At 56.3% G+C, this 16,592-nt stretch carries 15 protein-coding genes; 8 read left to right on the top strand and 7 right to left on the bottom strand.

Annotation, left to right across the window (positions count from 1 at the left end):
• Nucleotides 1–95: 95 nt before the first annotated feature.
• The 8 genes from WD071_RS15640 to WD071_RS15605 all read left to right on the top strand — a co-directional run bounded on the left by WD071_RS15640 (nucleotide 96) and on the right by WD071_RS15605 (nucleotide 7,823).
• A complete protein-coding gene (locus tag WD071_RS15640; protein WP_368049330.1) occupies nucleotides 96–1,607 on the top strand; it encodes a methyl-accepting chemotaxis protein in 1,512 nt (503 codons plus the stop codon).
• Nucleotides 1,608–1,648: 41 nt separating this feature from the next.
• Nucleotides 1,649–2,032 (top strand): thiol-disulfide oxidoreductase DCC family protein, encoded by a 384-nt coding sequence (locus tag WD071_RS15635; protein WP_368049329.1) that lies wholly within the window; start codon nucleotides 1,649–1,651, stop codon nucleotides 2,030–2,032.
• Complete coding sequence (locus WD071_RS15630; RefSeq protein WP_368049328.1) at nucleotides 2,029–3,558, top strand: cryptochrome/photolyase family protein; 1,530 nt, start codon at nucleotides 2,029–2,031, stop codon at nucleotides 3,556–3,558. The genes WD071_RS15635 and WD071_RS15630 overlap by 4 nt, the downstream gene beginning before the upstream one ends.
• Nucleotides 3,558–4,289, top strand: coding sequence for an SDR family NAD(P)-dependent oxidoreductase (locus WD071_RS15625; RefSeq protein ID WP_368049327.1), 732 nt, complete (start codon nucleotides 3,558–3,560; stop codon nucleotides 4,287–4,289). Before WD071_RS15630 ends, WD071_RS15625 begins: the two co-directional genes overlap by 1 nt.
• Before the next feature lie 14 nt (nucleotides 4,290–4,303).
• On the top strand, nucleotides 4,304–4,888 hold the full coding sequence (locus WD071_RS15620; RefSeq protein WP_368049326.1) for a lipocalin family protein: 585 nt from the start codon (nucleotides 4,304–4,306) through the stop codon (nucleotides 4,886–4,888).
• Entirely contained in the window at nucleotides 4,885–5,895 is a 1,011-nt protein-coding gene (locus WD071_RS15615) for an NAD(P)/FAD-dependent oxidoreductase (RefSeq protein WP_368049325.1), read from the top strand. Before WD071_RS15620 ends, WD071_RS15615 begins: the two co-directional genes overlap by 4 nt.
• A 90-nt stretch (nucleotides 5,896–5,985) precedes the next feature.
• Nucleotides 5,986–6,630, top strand: a complete 645-nt coding sequence (locus WD071_RS15610; RefSeq protein WP_368049324.1) for an OmpA family protein — start codon at nucleotides 5,986–5,988, stop codon at nucleotides 6,628–6,630.
• 29 nt (nucleotides 6,631–6,659) lie between these two features.
• Nucleotides 6,660–7,823: a peptidase C39 family protein gene (locus WD071_RS15605; RefSeq protein ID WP_368049323.1), complete on the top strand. Its 1,164-nt coding sequence runs from the start codon at nucleotides 6,660–6,662 to the stop codon at nucleotides 7,821–7,823.
• Here WD071_RS15605 and WD071_RS15600 read toward each other — a convergent pair.
• The 7 genes from WD071_RS15600 to WD071_RS15570 all read right to left on the bottom strand — a co-directional run bounded on the left by WD071_RS15600 (nucleotide 7,780) and on the right by WD071_RS15570 (nucleotide 16,344).
• Nucleotides 7,780–9,324: a RimK family protein gene (locus tag WD071_RS15600; RefSeq protein ID WP_368049322.1), complete on the bottom strand. Its 1,545-nt coding sequence runs from the start codon at nucleotides 9,322–9,324 to the stop codon at nucleotides 7,780–7,782. The genes WD071_RS15605 and WD071_RS15600 overlap by 44 nt on opposite strands.
• Nucleotides 9,325–9,370: 46 nt before the next feature.
• Nucleotides 9,371–10,120, bottom strand: coding sequence for an SURF1 family protein (locus WD071_RS15595; protein WP_368049321.1), 750 nt, complete (start codon nucleotides 10,118–10,120; stop codon nucleotides 9,371–9,373).
• A gap of 1 nt (nucleotide 10,121) precedes the next feature.
• Nucleotides 10,122–11,552 carry a M16 family metallopeptidase gene (locus tag WD071_RS15590; RefSeq protein ID WP_368049320.1) on the bottom strand — a complete coding sequence of 477 codons (1,431 nt, stop codon included), beginning with the start codon at nucleotides 11,550–11,552 and terminating at the stop codon, nucleotides 10,122–10,124.
• Nucleotides 11,545–13,086 (bottom strand): M16 family metallopeptidase, encoded by a 1,542-nt coding sequence (locus WD071_RS15585; protein ID WP_368049319.1) that lies wholly within the window; start codon nucleotides 13,084–13,086, stop codon nucleotides 11,545–11,547. Before WD071_RS15585 ends, WD071_RS15590 begins: the two co-directional genes overlap by 8 nt.
• A 103-nt stretch (nucleotides 13,087–13,189) precedes the next feature.
• Nucleotides 13,190–13,549 (bottom strand): hypothetical protein, encoded by a 360-nt coding sequence (locus WD071_RS15580; protein ID WP_368049318.1) that lies wholly within the window; start codon nucleotides 13,547–13,549, stop codon nucleotides 13,190–13,192.
• Complete coding sequence (locus WD071_RS15575) at nucleotides 13,546–14,625, bottom strand: glycosyltransferase (protein ID WP_368049317.1); 1,080 nt, start codon at nucleotides 14,623–14,625, stop codon at nucleotides 13,546–13,548. Before WD071_RS15575 ends, WD071_RS15580 begins: the two co-directional genes overlap by 4 nt.
• Nucleotides 14,626–16,344 (bottom strand): hypothetical protein, encoded by a 1,719-nt coding sequence (locus tag WD071_RS15570; RefSeq protein ID WP_368049316.1) that lies wholly within the window; start codon nucleotides 16,342–16,344, stop codon nucleotides 14,626–14,628.
• Between the last annotated feature and the right edge of the window lie 248 nt (nucleotides 16,345–16,592).

Raw genomic sequence — 16,592 nt, 5'->3', positions numbered from 1 at the left:
TGAATTTTTATCTGCAACCAATGCTCGACGCATCAAGCTGCCATCAGCAGTGCCGATAAACAGAGATACCCTTCTTTTTTATTGAGCCATCATTCATGAATATGTTTACGCAGGCTGGTCAGTCTTCCGAACATCACAAACGTGCCGATGTCATCATGACCGGCGTGCTTGGCGTTTGTTTGCTCTATGCTCTGGCGCTCGCGCCCTGGCACGGGACCTGGGGCAGCGCCCTGATTATTGGGGGTGGCACCCTGGCGACCATGGCAGCACTGCTGCAGACCATCCGTGGCACACGGCTGTACCGGTGCCTGATGGCAGTGTCATTCATGGTGATGTCCGCGCTTCACATCCATCAAAGTCACGGCACTATCGAAATGCACTTCTCCATTTTTGTGCTACTGGCGCTGTTAATCTATTACCGTGACTGGCTCCCGATCGTGGTTGCCACCGTCACCATTGCCATTCACCACTTTCTGTTCTTTTATTTGCAGATCAATGGTTTTGGCGTCTGGGTGACTGAACATGCCATGTGGAGCATGATTTTTGTCCATGCCGGTTATGTTATCGCCGAAGCCGGTGTGCTGATTTATCTGGCCGTGCTGGCCTGTCGCGACGCGCTGGAAAGCGAGTCCATCGCCCATGCCACCGGCCGGATGTCGCAGTCGGGCCAGGGCGTTGACCTGTCTTTCCGCGTCGACCTTGACACTCCGGTCGCAGAAGCTTTTAACGGTTTTGTGGATCAACTGGAATCATTGGTGGTTGGCATCAACCAGAAGCTCAACAGCCTGCGTGATATGGGCGGAGCACTGACGGAGAAGTCATCACAGGTCAGTGCCAGCGCCGAACGTCAGGCCAGTGAAAGCGACTACATGGTGCAGGCCATGCGTGAAATGAGCACGGCCACCTCCGAAGTTGCCCGCAACGCCGAACAGGCCGCCTCGGCTGCCCGCAATGCCGACGACCATTCGACGCAGGGTAACCGCGCCATGCAGAACATCAAGCAGGAGATTACGGCGCTGAACAAGGATATCGCGCTCACCGGCGAAGCGGTATCGGGCACCGCCAAACTGGCGGCCGACATTTATCAGGTGGTCGACGTCATTAAAGGTGTTGCCGAGCAGACCAACCTGCTGGCTCTGAACGCGGCCATTGAAGCAGCCCGCGCCGGTGATCACGGCCGCGGCTTTGCGGTGGTTGCCGATGAAGTACGTAACCTGTCAAAACGCACCGCACAATCCACCGCCGAGATCGAACGGTTTATTGAACGCCTGCAGGGCGCCTCGGAGTCCGCACACGACGCCATGGGACGGAGCCAGAATGCAGTGCAGCGATGCCTGCAGGCCGCCGATGCCAGCGTTGAAACCCTGTCAGAAATGGCGACAGAAGTCACCCAGATTTCCCGTCTTAACGACATGATCGCTGCCGCCACCCAAGAACAGACGGCGGTGGGTGACGATGTTGCCAATCATCTGGGTGAAGTCGATGGTATCGCGCGCAGCAATGCTGCGCAGGCAGTGGATCTGGCCGGCCTGTCAGCCGAGTTGCAAGCGCTTAGCGGGGAACTGGAGAGCCAGCTGCACCGCTTCAAGACCCGGCAACAACGCTGAGAACACACGCTTTCACCCTATACGAGGATTACCACCAAGCCATGTCTCAACTGCGGGTATTCTACGACGGCCAGTGTCCCCTGTGCCTGACAGAGATCAACCATTTGCGACGTCTGGATAAAACCTCGGCGCTGGATCTGCAGGATATCAATGCCGCTGATTTTGCACAGCGATTTCCGCATATTGACGTAGTCGCTGCCGACAAAATGCTGCACGGTGAACGTGCCGACGGTACCATGATCTACGGCCTGGACGTGACCTGTGAAGCCTGGCAACTGGTCGGCAAGGGTCACTGGTTTGCCTTTCTGCGCTGGCCGCTGATCCGTCCGGTCGCCGATCTGGTGTATCGCTTTTTTGCCCGCCACCGGCACCGAATCTCTGCCCTGTTTGGTCGTCGATCGGTCTGCGACGACAATTGCCGATGAAGTACGCACTGATTCTGGGTGACCAGCTAAGCACCGGGCTGTCCTGCCTGCGCGAACTCGATAAAAGCACTGACCTTATCGTCATGGCCGAGGTCAGCGCCGAGGCACGCTACGTCAAACACCACAAACAGAAGATCGCCTTGCTATTCTGTGCCATGCGGCACTTTGCAAAAACATTGCAGAACGATGGCTGGCAGGTGCACTACCATCACTTCGACGCAGAAAGTGCACAACACAGCCTGCTGGATGTTGTCGCAGCATTAACGCACCAGCACAAACCGAGCAACCTGATAATGACCGAATGCGGCGAGTATCGACTGCATCACGACATCATCAGCAACTGGCAACATCGCCTGGGCATCCCGGTGACCGTGCTCGATGATGACCGCTTCCTTTGCAGCAAACAACGCTTCGCCGACTGGGCCCGTGACCGTAAACAGTTGCGCATGGAGTTTTTTTACCGCGACATGCGCCGCAGCACGAACATACTGATGGACGGCAAACAACCGGTTGGCGGCGCGTGGAATTTCGACAGCAGCAATCGCCGCCCCTACCGCGGTGAACCACCGCTGCCTGCCCTGCCGGCATATTCCTACACTGATGACGACAAGGCTGTGTTTGACCTGGTCGATAAACATTTCCCCGACCATCCGGGAGACCTGTCCCGCTTCAACTGGCCAGTCACGCGCGACCAGGCGCTGACGGCGCTGGCGGATTTTGTTGAGCAGCGCTTGCCGTGGTTTGGTGATTTTCAGGATGCCATGACACAGGGTGAACCCTTCATGTTTCACAGCCTGCTGTCGACCAGCCTCAACTGTGGTTTGCTGAATCCGCGCGAAGTCTGTGATGCGGCGCTGGCTGCGCATCGGGCCGGCAAGGTGCCGCTGAACGCGACCGAAGGGTTTATCCGTCAGATCCTTGGCTGGCGCGAATACGTGCGCGGCCTGTACTGGCTGATGATGCCGACCTACGCCGCCAACAATGCGCTCAACAACTCTCGCAGTCTGCCGTCCTATTACTGGAGCGGCGAAACCGACATGAACTGCATGCGCGAGGCGTTCAACAACACCTTTGACCATGCCTATGCTCACCACATCCAGCGCCTGATGGTGACCGGCAACTTTGCCCTGCTGGCAGGCATCACGCCTGGCGAGATTTGCGACTGGTACCTGGCCGTTTATGCCGATGCCTACGACTGGGTTGAGCTGCCCAATACCCTGGGCATGGTAATGCATGCCGACGACGGATTGCTGGGCAGCAAACCGTATGCTGCATCAGGCAACTACATCAACAAAATGTCGGACTATTGCAAACATTGCCGGTATTCGGTCAAAACCAGTACCGAGCACGACAGTTGCCCGTTCAACAGCCTGTACTGGCATTTCATGAGCCGCCATCGGGACAGGTTCAGCAGCAATCCGAGAATGACCATGATTTATCGCAGTTACGATAAAATGGCTGACAGCAAAAAACAGGCTTTGACGCAGCACGCAACAAAACTACTGGAAAATCTGGACAATCTGTAATGCAACCCATCAACGACAGACACTACAGTTTAATTATTGGTGCGGGCAGCGGCATTGGCGGTGCCGTTATCCAGCGACTCGCCCGGGAGCAGCCTGGCGACGGCATACTGGCAGTCAGCCGGGCGCCGCTTGCGCTGCCCGCGTCTGTTCAGCAGTTTGTCTGCGACTACTCCGAGGCGGGCATCGATCACCTGGTGCGCGAGATGGCGCCAATGCAGGGCTGGATCAGGCAGCTTGTAATCAGCACCGGCATTTTGCACACTGATGCGATCAAACCGGAGAAACGCGCCGAGGAGTTGAACATGAGCAATATGCTTGAAGTACTGCGTATCAATTCGGTCATGCCCGCCTATTGGCTTATGTCACTGTTGAACATTCTGCGTGGTGAAGAACCGTGCCGCGTGTTTGTATTGAGCGCCCGCGTCGGCAGCATCTCCGACAATCACAAAGGTGGATGGTATAGTTATCGCGCATCAAAAGCTGCGCTGAATATGGTGATCAAAACCGCCGCCATCGAGTACGCCAGGCGCGCGCCCAATGTAAAGCTGGTCGCGTTTCACCCGGGCACAGTCGACACGAATTTGTCAAAACCCTTCCAGCGCAACGTACCGGAAGATAAACTTTTTGATGTTGATTTTGTAGCCAGTAAATTGCTTTCGCTGGCCACGACTCTGCCCATCGACGGTGAAGCCAGTTATCTCGACTGGGCAGGGAAACCCATATCATGGTGACAGGTATACCTATTATGTCCAAGAAACCGGAACAATCCGCTTCCATACGCTTGCTGGCAGTTCTTCTGTTCACCTTGACGCTGGCAGCCTGTTCATCAGCACCGCCCGACGGGCTGAGTGTTGTAGATAATTTTGATATCAATCGCTACACAGGACGTTGGTACGAAATCGCCCGTCTTGATCATCGGTTCGAGCGCGGCCTCAGCAATGTCACTGCTGAGTATGAGTTGCAGGAAGACAACAGCGTCAGCGTGCTGAACCGCGGCTACAACAACGACGAACAACAATGGGACGAGGCTGACGGAAGGGCCAAATTTGTCGGTGACCCCAGCCAGGGGTCCCTGAAAGTAAGTTTTTTTGGTCCGTTCTACGGTGGTTACCATATTATTGCTCTTGACCAGGATGATGGCCGGAATCATGAGCAGGACAGCTACCAGTGGGCCATGATCAGTGGACCTTCGCGAGACTACCTGTGGATTCTGGCGCGCGAGCCCGTATTGGACAGTACTGTTTATGATGCTCTGATCAAGCAGGCCGGTGACAGTGGTTTTGCAATCGAGGATTTGATCGAGGTTGATCAGAGCCGGAATCTGCCATGAGCTGTTTGCTGAATACCCCCCACATTGCCGTTGTCGGCGCCGGCATCGCCGGGCTGTCCTGCGCTGCGCAGCTGGAAAACCTGGGCATGCGAGTCAGCGTCTTCGACAAATCACGCGGTACTGGCGGGCGCATGAGCACGCGGCGCGGCGACGACTGGCAGGCGGATCATGGTGCCCAGTACTTTACTGCGCGCCACCCGCTGTTCATGGCAGAGCTGGAACGCTGGCAACGCGCCGGTGTCGCCGGCCTGTGGCAGACCACCGTCGCTGTGCTGGGCGAGGGTTCACCTCACCGCCGGGATAACACACCGTCACGCTACGTTGGCATACCCCGAATGTCCTCACCGGCGCGCTGGCTGGCAAATGAACTTGGCATGACCACCTCGGCGCGGGTGACCGAACTGAGCAGGCACGAGCACCGCTGGCAATTGCGGTTTGATGAAACCACACCGGCACACGAAGCGCTCGAAAAGACCCGTTATGACGCAGTTGTTCTGGCCATTCCGTCAGCGCAGGCGGCGAGCCTGACGCAAGCACATTGCAACCGGATGACGGCACTGTGCGAGGCCAGTGACATGTTGCCATGCTGGGCAGCCATGCTCAGTTTCAGCACGCCGGTACCCCTGCCATTTGATGCCGCTTTCGTCAATGCCGGCCCGTTGCGCTGGATCGCCCGCGACAACAGCAAGCCCGGCCGTCCTGACAGCGAAACCTGGGTTCTGCATGCCAGCACCAGCTGGAGCGGGCAACACCTGGAAGACAGCACAGACGCCGTCATGGACGCCCTCACACAGGCGTTTACCGCCCTGGGCGGCCCTGCCCCGGTCAGTGTGACAGCACACCGCTGGCGCTATTCAGAGCCGGTGTCATCACCACAACCCGAAGTTTGCGCATGGGATGCAGCCCTGAAACTGGGCCTTTGTGGCGACTGGCTCAACGGCGGCCGCGTAGAGGGCGCCTGGCTTAGCGGCCACGCGCTGGCACGCAACATCGCCTCCATGGAATAAATCACAACGCTGATCCGTTAATGTAACGTTAATGTAACCACCGGCATGATAGACTGTCGTAACTGTGGTGTTCACAAAGGAGTGATGATTATGTCCAAACTGGTAAGTTTTTCTTTATTGATACTGGCAACAGCGGCCATGGCGGCTTGCACCACCAACCCCTACACTGGCGAACGGCAGGCAGCGCGCGCGGCCACCTATGGTGCCATTGGCGGCGTGGTCTGCGGATTGATCGGGTCCCGGGACAGCGGCCAGCATGCGCGTAATGCGGCGCTGGGCTGCGGTGCCATCGGTGCCGGCGTGGGTGCCTACATGGATGCACAGGAAGCCGAACTGCGTGAAGAGTTGCAGGGCACCGGTGTTCAGGTACGCCGCAACGGTGATCAGCTTGATCTGGTCATGCCTGGCAATATCACTTTTGCCACCGATGCTTATACCATCCGTCCCAACTTTGAGCCGGTATTGAATTCAGTGTCCACGATTCTGTACAAGTACACTGACACGCGCTTGCGGGTAACAGGCCATACCGACTCCACCGGCGCACGCGATTACAACTACGATTTGTCCAATCGGCGTGCAAACAGTGTCGCCAACTTTCTGGCAGCGACGGGCATTGAACAGAACCGTCTGATCAGCCAGGGCATGGGCCCGGATGAGCCTGTTGCCAGTAACGACAATGAGTCAGGCCGTGCCATGAACCGGCGCGTCGAACTGCAGATTGTTGCCATTCAGTAAGGGCACAGGCACAGAGCCGCGGGACACTCATGCCGCACGCTAAAGCCAACGTCAGCGTCAGCGTCAGCGTCAGGATCAGGCCAGCCGTGCTGGAAGATCTTGACGCTTTACACGATCTGGAACAGGCCAGCTTTGACAGCGACAGGCTGAGCAGACGCCGCCTGCGGCATTGGATTCAGGCACCCAACCGTGAATTCATGGTTGCTGTCGAGCAGGGCCAGCTTTTGGGTTATGGGCTGGTTCTGTTTCATGGCGCCACCCACCTTGCTCGCCTGTATTCCATTGCAATCGCCCGCGATGCGCGTGGCAAAGGCATCGGCGCGAAACTTCTACAGTCGCTGGAAACTGCCTCGGTCAATCGCCAGCGCTTTTTCATGCGCCTGGAAGTCGCCAAAGATAACAGTGCTGCCATAAAGCTTTATGAGTCTGCTGGTTATGTTGCATTTGGCACCCTGGAGGACTACTACGAGGATCATCGCGACGCCCTGCGTATGCAGAAGATCATTCGTGATGCCCCCAAACGCCGACGCGGTCACGCCGTGCCCTGGTATCAGCAAACCACCAGCTTTACCTGCGGCCCGGCATCTCTGATGATGGCAATGGCAGCATTGGACAAACGCCTCAAACCTGAACAGCTTGTCGAGCTGGATATCTGGCGCGAGGCGACCACAATTTTCATGACCTCAGGGCATGGCGGTTGCCACCCCTTTGGCCTGGCCCTGGCGGCCCATAAACGCGGTTTTGATGCAAAGATCTATGTCAACCAGACCGGCGCGCTGTTCCTGGAGGGCGTACGGGATCCGGACAAAAAACTGATCATGGCTCTTGTGCATAATCAGTTTCTGGAACGGGTCAGTGCCAACAGCATCCCTGTTTTGTATCAGGATGTATCCCAGCAGGACCTGGAGCAGGCCATCAAGGATGGCGCGCTGGTTCTGGCGCTGGTCAGCAGTTACCGGCTGGATCGCAAAAAGGCTCCCCACTGGGTCACCATCACGGCGTACGATGACACCTGCTTTTTTGTTCACGACCCGGACCCGTCACTGGAGGAGCAGACCGGACTGGACTGCGAGGACCTGCCTATTGCCCGCACGGACTTTACCCGCATGTCGCAGTTTGGCAAAGACAAACTGCGCACCGCTGTGGTGATCAGCGCCCGCGGTTCTCGAGGCGACGGGCGAACTCGCTCATGATCTGCATATACAGTTCGTCGCCGATAAATGCATCCTCAACACCTTCTTCCAGGCTCGGGTTGTCGTTCACTTCAATGACATAAACCTTGTCGCCATGCTGCTTGATGTCGATGCCGTACAAACCGTCACCGATAATGCGCGCCGATTTCAATGCTGCGTCCAGCACCGCTTTGGGCACCTCATAGGTAGGCAGGGTTTCCCAGCCACCGCTGCCGATTCGATCCTCGCCATGGTTGTAAATCTGCCAGTGCCCTTTGGCCATGAAGTAACGGCAGGCAAACAGGGGGCGATTGTTTAACACACCCACTCGCCAGTCAAACTCGGTGTACAGGTATTCCTGCGCCAGGATCAGGGCAGACTTGGCCAGCAGCTCATTCAGCATTTTTTTGAGCATGGCTCTGTCTTCGGCTTTCATCACGCCTACCGAGAAGGCACTGTTGGGTATTTTAAGAACAATCGGGTAGGTAAACGCTTCTTCAAGTGCATCCAGTGAGGCTTCCGAGCCGGACGATACAATACGCGTCAATGGCGTTGGCACGCCGCTGTAGGTGAACGCATCCTGCAGAAACACCTTGTTGCAGCAGCGCAGGATCGACGTCGGGTCGTCCATCACGACCAGGCCTTCAATTTCCGCCTTGCGGGCGAAACGATAGGTATGATGATCTATTGCTGTTGTTTCGCGAATGAACAGCGCATCAAACTCGCCCAGTCGCGCGTAATCCTGTGGACCAATAAATTCAACCGCGAACCCCATTTTTTGTGCGGCGCGCTCCATCTTCTTTAGTGCCTTGGCATCACTGGGCGGCAGCTTTTCCCTCGGATTGACCAGGATTGCCATGTCCCAGCGACTGGCTTTGCTGCTCCGTGGTTTGCGCCAGACACTTTGAGTGAACTTCTCCAGCGCAGCAACAAACTCCGGCGTTGACTGCTCGTCCAGTTCGGCATAAGCAACCGCATGCACAGACCGTATCTGCCAGCTGTCAGACACGGTGTGCTCACCCGCAGCATCCACGGGCGCGACGACTTCTTCCGGTGCTGCCGCAACGCTGGTTTGCAGACCCGGCAGAAACGCCAGGCGCACTTCAAGGATGGGACAGGGAAAACGCTCAAACAACCGGCGCGCCAGCAGCTTGAGTTGCGGCAAAGCCGTGCGCCCAAAGTAAACCCGGAACGCGTATCCATCATCGGTTCGCGTCAGATCTTTATGATTGAGATCCTCCAATACCTCGGCCGCCTGCACCAGCGTCAACTGCTGACTGCTCAGGTCCGTGAGGGTATTGGCCGGCGGCAGTACTTTGTGACCACGTGCTTCTGCAAGCAGGGAACAGTAATACCCGGTACTCAGGTATTGGTCGGTATTACACAGGTTGATGATACGTGTTTTTTTCTGACCTTTGATCGGATGTTCGGTAAGGTAGGTTTCAAAGCTGATAACGGCTTCACCGGGCAAGGTGTGCGTCCATTGACTGAGATCATCAACAACCAGGTATAACTGCGGCATTCGTATAAAAACTCCACAAAAAAGGACGGGGGGGGGCAAATTCGATTTATCTGTCTCGCAGCACACTGAGAACGTTGCTGGCATAAACAAACGACAGCAACAAAACCAACGCTGCCAGGCCAAACCATTGTGCCGTATATGCGTAGTGACTGCGAGTACTGAAATCGGGTTGTGACCAGTGCCGGGCCTGAACCCCGGGCTGATCTGACTCCAGCCGCAAGACATACGGAACAACGGGTTCACCCAGCAGACGACCGGCCTGGGTCAAATTCAGCCGCGGCAACCTGACTGGCCAGCTGTCATCCGTGACCTCCCCTGCCGGTATTTCCGACTCGGGAAGATAAACGCGGGCAATCAGGGTTTGCTCACCTTCAACAGCAGGAACCTCGGGCCGGTCACCATGACTACCCGGTGCAATCCAGCCGCGGCTGATCAGAACCAGATCGCCACCGGAGGCAGGCCTGAAGGGTGTTACCAGTTCATAGCCCGGTTGCCCCCGGAAGAACTGGTAAAGCACCAGAAAGGATATTTCACTCTGAAAACGTCCCTGCAATGCCATCCGCTGATTGTTGGTTACCCGTTCTGCATCAGCGTGCGACAATGACTCGTATGCTACCGGCTCGGCCTGCGCCGCTTCCTGATAGGCGGCAGAGAGCGCGCGCTTTTCCGCCGCCCGGTCCAGTTGCCAGAAACCCAGACTGACGAACATGCCGCAACTGAGAAAAATGCACAGCACAATAAAGGCATCAACTTTCAGCGTGAGCCTGCCAAGCTGCAAGGTCGTGCCCAGGCGCATCTCAGTTCTCCGGAATCGAGATATCAATACTGTTCACGTCACCGAAGACCTCAAGCTGGTCTCCCAACTCGGCATCGTTACCGACCACCAGAATACGCAGGGCATCGGGGCGCAGGTATTCCCGGGCAACGCGCTGCACGTCGTCAACAGTCACGGCGGATACTTCTTCGACCAGACGCTCAAACGTATCCGGCGGCAGCCCGGCGTAATCGTTGGACATGCGTTCACGCAGCACCGAGGCAATACTGGTGTACTGGAAAACCAGGGTGTTGAGAAACTGATCCTTGGTCTGGGCCAGCTCTTCGTCGGTTATCGCTTCGTCCTGCAAACGCTCAATCTGGCCAATAATCGCCTGTATTGCTTCGGCCGTTGACTCACTCTGGGTCATGACACCGGCGGTAAATGTGCCCGGAAAATGTATACCACTGCCATAAGAGCCGAATACCGAATAGGCCAGCCCCATTTCGCTGCGCACGACCTGCATCAGGCGACTGGAAAAACCGCCGCTTAATACCCGGTTCATGACCTGCAGTGCAGCATAGTCAGGGTTATCACGCATGCCACCAATATGACCCAACAGTACATAACTTTGATTAACATCGGACTTGTCAACAAAATAGATTCCCGGGGTAAACTCATAGTCAACACCGGGGAACTCCAGCGTCAACGCCTCTCCCGCCGGGATGCCGGAGAAAGCCTCACTGAGCCAGGCTTTCATTTCATCCATGTCAAAATCGCCGGTGACGCCAACCATCATATTGCGCCCGACAAATGCCTGCTGATGGAATGCAAGCATGTCTTGACGGCTGATATTGTCAAGCGTGGCGTATTCGATGCGGCGGCTGTAAGGAGAATCCTGGCCGTAAATCAGGCGCTGAAACTCGCGCCCGGCTACAGCGCCCTGATCATCGTTGCGCCTTGCAATGCTGCTGCGCTGCTGCGTTTTGGCCAACTCAACCCTGGCGTCGGGAAATACCGGGTTGCGCAGCAAATCAACAAACACCGGCAGCAGGTCACTGAAATCGTCCGACAATACATTGAAGCGTGCAGAACCGGAACTGAAGCCGATGCTGGTTTCCATAACGGCCGCACGGTCTTCCAGCAATTCATTAAGCGCGTCACCGGGATACTCGCGGCTGCCACCACTGCGCATCACGGTTCCGGTCAGGCTTTGCAGGCCAACCTTGTCATCCGGCACCAGAACACCGCCGGTACGCACCATGACATTGACATCAATCAGTGGCAGCTCCCTGTCCTCGACAAGATAGAAACGCATGCCATTGTCCAGTTCAAAGATCTCCAGCGCGGGCATGTCGAAGTTATTGATAGCCGGATAGTCAAACTGCTCCCAGGGACGCTCCTGGGCCACAGCCAATGACGCAACGAGGCTGACACACGCAGCAATTGCCCATTTACCGATACCGTTAATCATCTCCCTGGCCCTCCCCGTCAGCCGCACTTACCGCAGCGGCGTTTTGTATGCTGCCCACGGTACGATTGCGTTTAATCAGATATTCGCGGGCCACCCGCTGCAGATCGTCCAGTGTCACTGCATCCAGATCTTCAAGATAGGCAAAGGCCTCTTGCCAACTGCCCCGCTGCGCGTGCGCCTGCGCCAGATTCAACGCCAGCCCCATATTGGAATTCAGCCCCCGCACGGCCGTTGCCCGGGCATTGGTCACCGCACGGTCCAGCTCCTGTTGACGGATATCCCCCGACCTGGCTTTCCCGATTTCTTCTTCCAGCACCCGCTCAATGTCAGCCAGCGCCACACCGGCATTCGGCACAGCGAAGGTGACAAATAACGAAGGGTAGCGGGAGCCGGGAAATCCGGTGAGCGCCTGCACCCCAAGCGCCAGCTGCTCATCCTGTACCATGCGACGATAGAGACGCGAGGTTCGGCCCGAAGACAGAATCGTGCTGAGCATTTCCAGCGCGGCTGCATCCGGATGATCGGCCGCCACGGTTTTGTAACCGGCAATAAATAAAGGCTGGCTCTGTTCTTCAATAACAAAACGACGTTCCCCGCGTTGAGGCGGCTCGACAGTTTTTACTCCCGGCGGGTGCTCCGCAGCGGGCAGCTGGCCCAGGTACTTTTCTGCCAGTTCCCGCATTTGCTGCGGATCAACGTCGCCGGCAATCGCCACCGTCATGTTCGAAGGCACGTAATAGGTTTCAAAAAATGCCTGCGTGTCAGCCATGGTGGTGGCAGCGATATCCGATGCCCAACCCACGACCGGGTTGCCATAGGGATGTGCGGAATAGGCCACGCTCAGGAACTCTTCCAGCAGACGTCCCTGAGGGTTGGAATCAGTACGCATGCGACGCTCTTCCATGATCACATCTTTTTCTACATAGAATTCGCGGAACACCGGTTCACGAAAACGTTCTGCTTCCAGGTAGAACCAGAGCTCCGCCTTGTTCTGCGGCAGTGAATAGAAATAACCGGTGGCATCGGCACTGGTAAATGCATTCAGTCCAACGCCACCTTCACGTTCGATAAGTTGCGAAAACTCTTCACTGTTAATGTAGGTGCCGGCTTCTTCCTGCCATTGCTCGAATGTCTGCCACAGTTCATCCAGACGCGCCTGATCGGGCGAGCTGCTGTATGACTCCTCCAGCCAGGCCTGATAGGCGGCGTCCAGATTATCCAGCGCGGCCTGCTCGGCTTCCCAGTCGCGGGTGCCGATAGTGCGCGAGCCCTTGAACGCCATGTGCTCGAATATGTGCGCCACACCCGTGTTGTTTACCGGCTCATCGACGCCGCCGACATTGACGAAGGTGACGAATGTGGCCACCGGCGCTACCGGCCTTTCAATGATGATAAAATGCAGCCCGTTTTCAAGTGTAAACTCGGTGATGCGCTCGGCGATGGCATCCACGTCCTGCGCGCTGACCAGCGGCGACAACAGCATCGCCACAGACGCCAGGCACAACCTTATCCTGTGTACAAATGTCTTCTTCATAAGAATCCTGCTTCCCCCTGTTTTACTGCCGGTACTCTTTTCAACATGACCAACATGACCTACATGACCAACCTGACCAACCTGACCAACATGCAGGCGACGCTCAGCTATTGCCGCCCATCAAGACAATACCAGCCAGAATAAATCCCGCACCCAGCATCTGCGCCGAGCTGATCGGTTCGGAGAATGCGAATCGTCCAACCAGCAACACCAGCAGCACCGATAACCCGGTGTATACAGGATAAAGTATAGACACCGGACTGCTGCGTAACACGACAATGTAATAAAAAAATATGAATCCGTACAACGACAGCGCCAACAGCACGCCCTTCCATTGTGACAATAGCAGCTGCACATAGTTGTCATGCGCTTGAACCGACACCCACTTCAACACCGCGTGGGAAGTTGCCAGCAAGGTCGCCAGAATCGCGGCGTGCATTAACAACACCAGGTATTTACTCATGATTTGCCTGCTTCCTGTTTACCAGGCCTTTTTGTACTGTTTCCCGCGCTGGACTTTCCACGGGCGGGTTTTCCAGGGGCGGGTTTTATGGCTGCGGTTTTTTTGGCGGCGGACTTTCTGGCTGCTGTTTTCACTACGGCGGCCTCGCCCAGCGTGCTGCCTTCCTGATCCACCAGGTAGCCTGGCCGTCGCTTCACTTCTTCAAAAATACGCCCAACATAAATACCGATCAGACCGACACTGAACATCAGGACGCTGCCGATGATCAGAATCAACAGAATGACCGTGGTAAAACCATCCACGGCATTCCCGGACAGTTTGTCGAACAGTGCCATGCCACCAATCACCAGACTCACCAGAAACGTCAGGCCGCCAAGCAGGGTGACAATCTGCAACGGGTAGGCGGTAAATGAGGTTATTGAATTGATGGCATAACGAAACAGTGCTGTGTTACCCCAGGCTGAGCGTGCCCGGGTAGATTCGGGCACATCAAAAGGAATCTGCACCGCGTCATAACCCATCCACTTGACCAGACCACGGAAAAAACGCCCGTGCTCAGGCAACTGACAGTAAGCGCTGACCACGGATTTATCCAGCAACTTGAAATCACTGTCACCGCGGATATCGAGTTTGGTGAGATAGCTGAACAGGCCGTAGTAAACCTGCACCAGCGCCCGGCGCAGCCGCGTTTCGTTGCCCCGTGAATTTTTGACTGCCTCCACCACCGGTGCACCTGCCTGCCAGTGCGCCACCATCTGCGAAATCAGCTCCGGCGGATGTTGCAGATCGCTGTCCATCACCACGCAGGCATCAAATTCCCGCGCCACGCTCAGACCGGCAAAGATGGCCGACTCCTTGCCAAAATGACGGTTAAGGCGCAACACTTTCAGCAGAGCATCGCCTGCCCCGGCATCGCGCACCAGTGCTGCCGTGTTGTCGGTAGAACCATCATCCACGACAATCAAAGTAAATGTGATACCAGGCACAGCATCAAGGCAGGTCCGTACCCGTGCCATGTTGGCGACTATATTGTCCGCCTCGTTGAGAGCGGGGACGACTACGGCAACAGATTTCATTCAGTTCTGATTCCTTGACCATTCAACAGCGGGGCCATCGCGCACCACACGATTAAGTTCGGAGTATGTTATCCAGCCTTCCGGCGAGGTGTAACGCAGGTAGAACGGTGCATTGTCCGCCAATGTAACCCTTAACTGCCCGGCCGGCGGCAATGGCAGTACGCCAAGTGTATCGGACACTACATGGTAACTGCCATCCTGCCAGGGCCCAAACTGCCAGCTGAAATAGCCCTGCTGATAACTGTATTGCAGTGCCAGTGGTGCCAGCGCACGCAGGCGCTGCTCATGTGCCGCCAGGCGTGCCGGTACATCGGCAGAAATGTCGCGCATGCACTGACAGGCCGCATCGTAGGTATACAGCAGAGACACGTCCTGTTCCGCCAGATAGATATCATCAACCACTGGTAGTGGTGAAGCCTGGCCGCTGATGCGCTGTTTCAGGGTTGTCAGTCCCGTGACAAACCAGTAGGCCGGCAATACGTTGCCCGAGGGCACAAACGCCCGGGTATCTTCGTTGCGCCATAAAAAATCCGCCTGTACATCAAACTCTGTGCCAACCCTCGCCACGGTATGCCGCACCGGCACTGACTGCGTCAGGGTCAGCACGGCGATCACCGGCAGTACCAACCAGGGCGCTGCAGCCAGCGCGGTTCTGCCGTGCCAGGGTCGCAGCCCCAGCGTTGCCGCATTAAAATTCTGCCAGTTCAACTGCCCGCCCAAAGAGTGAGCGACACGGTCGGCGCACCAGGCCAGAGAAAAGCTGAGCATCACCCAGGGCAGCAGCAGATAACGGTCGGCAAGCACAATGCCCGGTGAACGCACCAGCGGCACCAGCGGCAGCAGCACCAGCGCCGCAATCAGCAAGGCACGCCAGGGGATGCGTTTCTGACTGATCATGCAGACGACCCACAGCCCAGCCACAAGCAACACAAACACGGGCCACACTGCCCCCGTCAGCAGCGCCGGGAAACTCGATAAGCTGGCAAGGACATCCGTGATGAACGCAACCGACAGGTATTCGCTGCTGTCGACATAACCACCGCTGAATGAGCCCAGCATGTAACCGCGCCACAAGGCATACAGCAGTGTCATGGCAAAAAACGGGATAGTGGCCCTGATACTTGAGCGCCAGTCAGCCTCAGGCAACAGCAGCAACAAAGCTGGCAAGGGCACGTAAATCTCCTTGGCGGTGATGGCCAGGCCATACATCAGAAGCGCCAGCAGGCATAACCAGATCGTACCGTTACGCAAATAACACACAAAGGCATAGACTGCGATCAGGGCAAACACCAGCCCCTCGATATAGTGCCGAGTCATCAACTGCTCAGCCACCAGCATGGTCGGCAGGCCGATAACAAACAGTACTGCGCCGGCGGCGGCAAATACCGGCCGGCACCACAGTTGCAGGCACAGCAGCAACATGAATGCCGCCGCCGCGATCGCCAATAACTGATGAAGGTAAAATGCGGCGGGCGTCAGGCCAAACAGAATCACATCGATTTCAAAGGAAAAAATCAGCCAGGGCGTCAGATTGGCGGGGGAGAATTGTTGCCAGACCTCTGGCCGGGTGAAATCCTGCCAGAACGAGTATTGATGGGAGTGCAGCAGTATCTGGGTATCATCCCAGCGCCAGTTGGCACCGAAAACACCCGCATTGACCAGCAGCACCAGTACCAGCAACAAAATCGCTGCAAGTCCCGCTCTAAGCAGGTTTGTCATCACTTACTCCCTTTTCTGTAAGCAGCACGATCCCCGGTTTCGCGCCAACACTGCCAATTTGACCAACTTTTTGTTATCTAGGCCAGCAGCGAGCCTTATGGTACTTGTACCGGCATGATTTTACTAACTATTATTTCTGGCCTTGATATTGCATTTCATATTATTGTGAGCGTTGCATACGGTCGGACAGTAGCACTGTCATCCGGCCTGTCATCGACATCTATCAATAACAATACAGGGATCCGAAT

It is taken from the genome of Pseudohongiella sp. (assembly GCF_040877505.1).
Taxonomy (GTDB): Bacteria; Pseudomonadota; Gammaproteobacteria; order Pseudomonadales; family Pseudohongiellaceae; genus Pseudohongiella.
This window is presented reverse-complemented; position numbering and strand designations above follow the sequence as displayed.

What these genes read in the sequence shown, in the direction of transcription:
- WD071_RS15620 (WP_368049326.1), top strand. Translation starts at nt 4,304, where the DNA reads ATGTCCAAGAAACCGGAACAATCCGCTTCCATACGCTTGCTGGCAGTT.
- WD071_RS15590 (WP_368049320.1), bottom strand. Translation starts at nt 11,552, where the DNA reads ATGATTAACGGTATCGGTAAATGGGCAATTGCTGCGTGTGTCAGCCTC.
- WD071_RS15570 (WP_368049316.1), bottom strand. Translation starts at nt 16,344, where the DNA reads ATGACAAACCTGCTTAGAGCGGGACTTGCAGCGATTTTGTTGCTGGTA.
- WD071_RS15600 (WP_368049322.1), bottom strand. Translation starts at nt 9,324, where the DNA reads ATGCCGCAGTTATACCTGGTTGTTGATGATCTCAGTCAATGGACGCAC.
- WD071_RS15580 (WP_368049318.1), bottom strand. Translation starts at nt 13,549, where the DNA reads ATGAGTAAATACCTGGTGTTGTTAATGCACGCCGCGATTCTGGCGACC.
- WD071_RS15575 (WP_368049317.1), bottom strand. Translation starts at nt 14,625, where the DNA reads ATGAAATCTGTTGCCGTAGTCGTCCCCGCTCTCAACGAGGCGGACAAT.
- WD071_RS15625 (WP_368049327.1), top strand. Translation starts at nt 3,558, where the DNA reads ATGCAACCCATCAACGACAGACACTACAGTTTAATTATTGGTGCGGGC.
- WD071_RS15635 (WP_368049329.1), top strand. Translation starts at nt 1,649, where the DNA reads ATGTCTCAACTGCGGGTATTCTACGACGGCCAGTGTCCCCTGTGCCTG.
- WD071_RS15630 (WP_368049328.1), top strand. Translation starts at nt 2,029, where the DNA reads ATGAAGTACGCACTGATTCTGGGTGACCAGCTAAGCACCGGGCTGTCC.
- WD071_RS15610 (WP_368049324.1), top strand. Translation starts at nt 5,986, where the DNA reads ATGTCCAAACTGGTAAGTTTTTCTTTATTGATACTGGCAACAGCGGCC.
- WD071_RS15605 (WP_368049323.1), top strand. Translation starts at nt 6,660, where the DNA reads ATGCCGCACGCTAAAGCCAACGTCAGCGTCAGCGTCAGCGTCAGGATC.
- WD071_RS15640 (WP_368049330.1), top strand. Translation starts at nt 96, where the DNA reads ATGAATATGTTTACGCAGGCTGGTCAGTCTTCCGAACATCACAAACGT.
- WD071_RS15585 (WP_368049319.1), bottom strand. Translation starts at nt 13,086, where the DNA reads ATGAAGAAGACATTTGTACACAGGATAAGGTTGTGCCTGGCGTCTGTG.
- WD071_RS15595 (WP_368049321.1), bottom strand. Translation starts at nt 10,120, where the DNA reads ATGCGCCTGGGCACGACCTTGCAGCTTGGCAGGCTCACGCTGAAAGTT.
- WD071_RS15615 (WP_368049325.1), top strand. Translation starts at nt 4,885, where the DNA reads ATGAGCTGTTTGCTGAATACCCCCCACATTGCCGTTGTCGGCGCCGGC.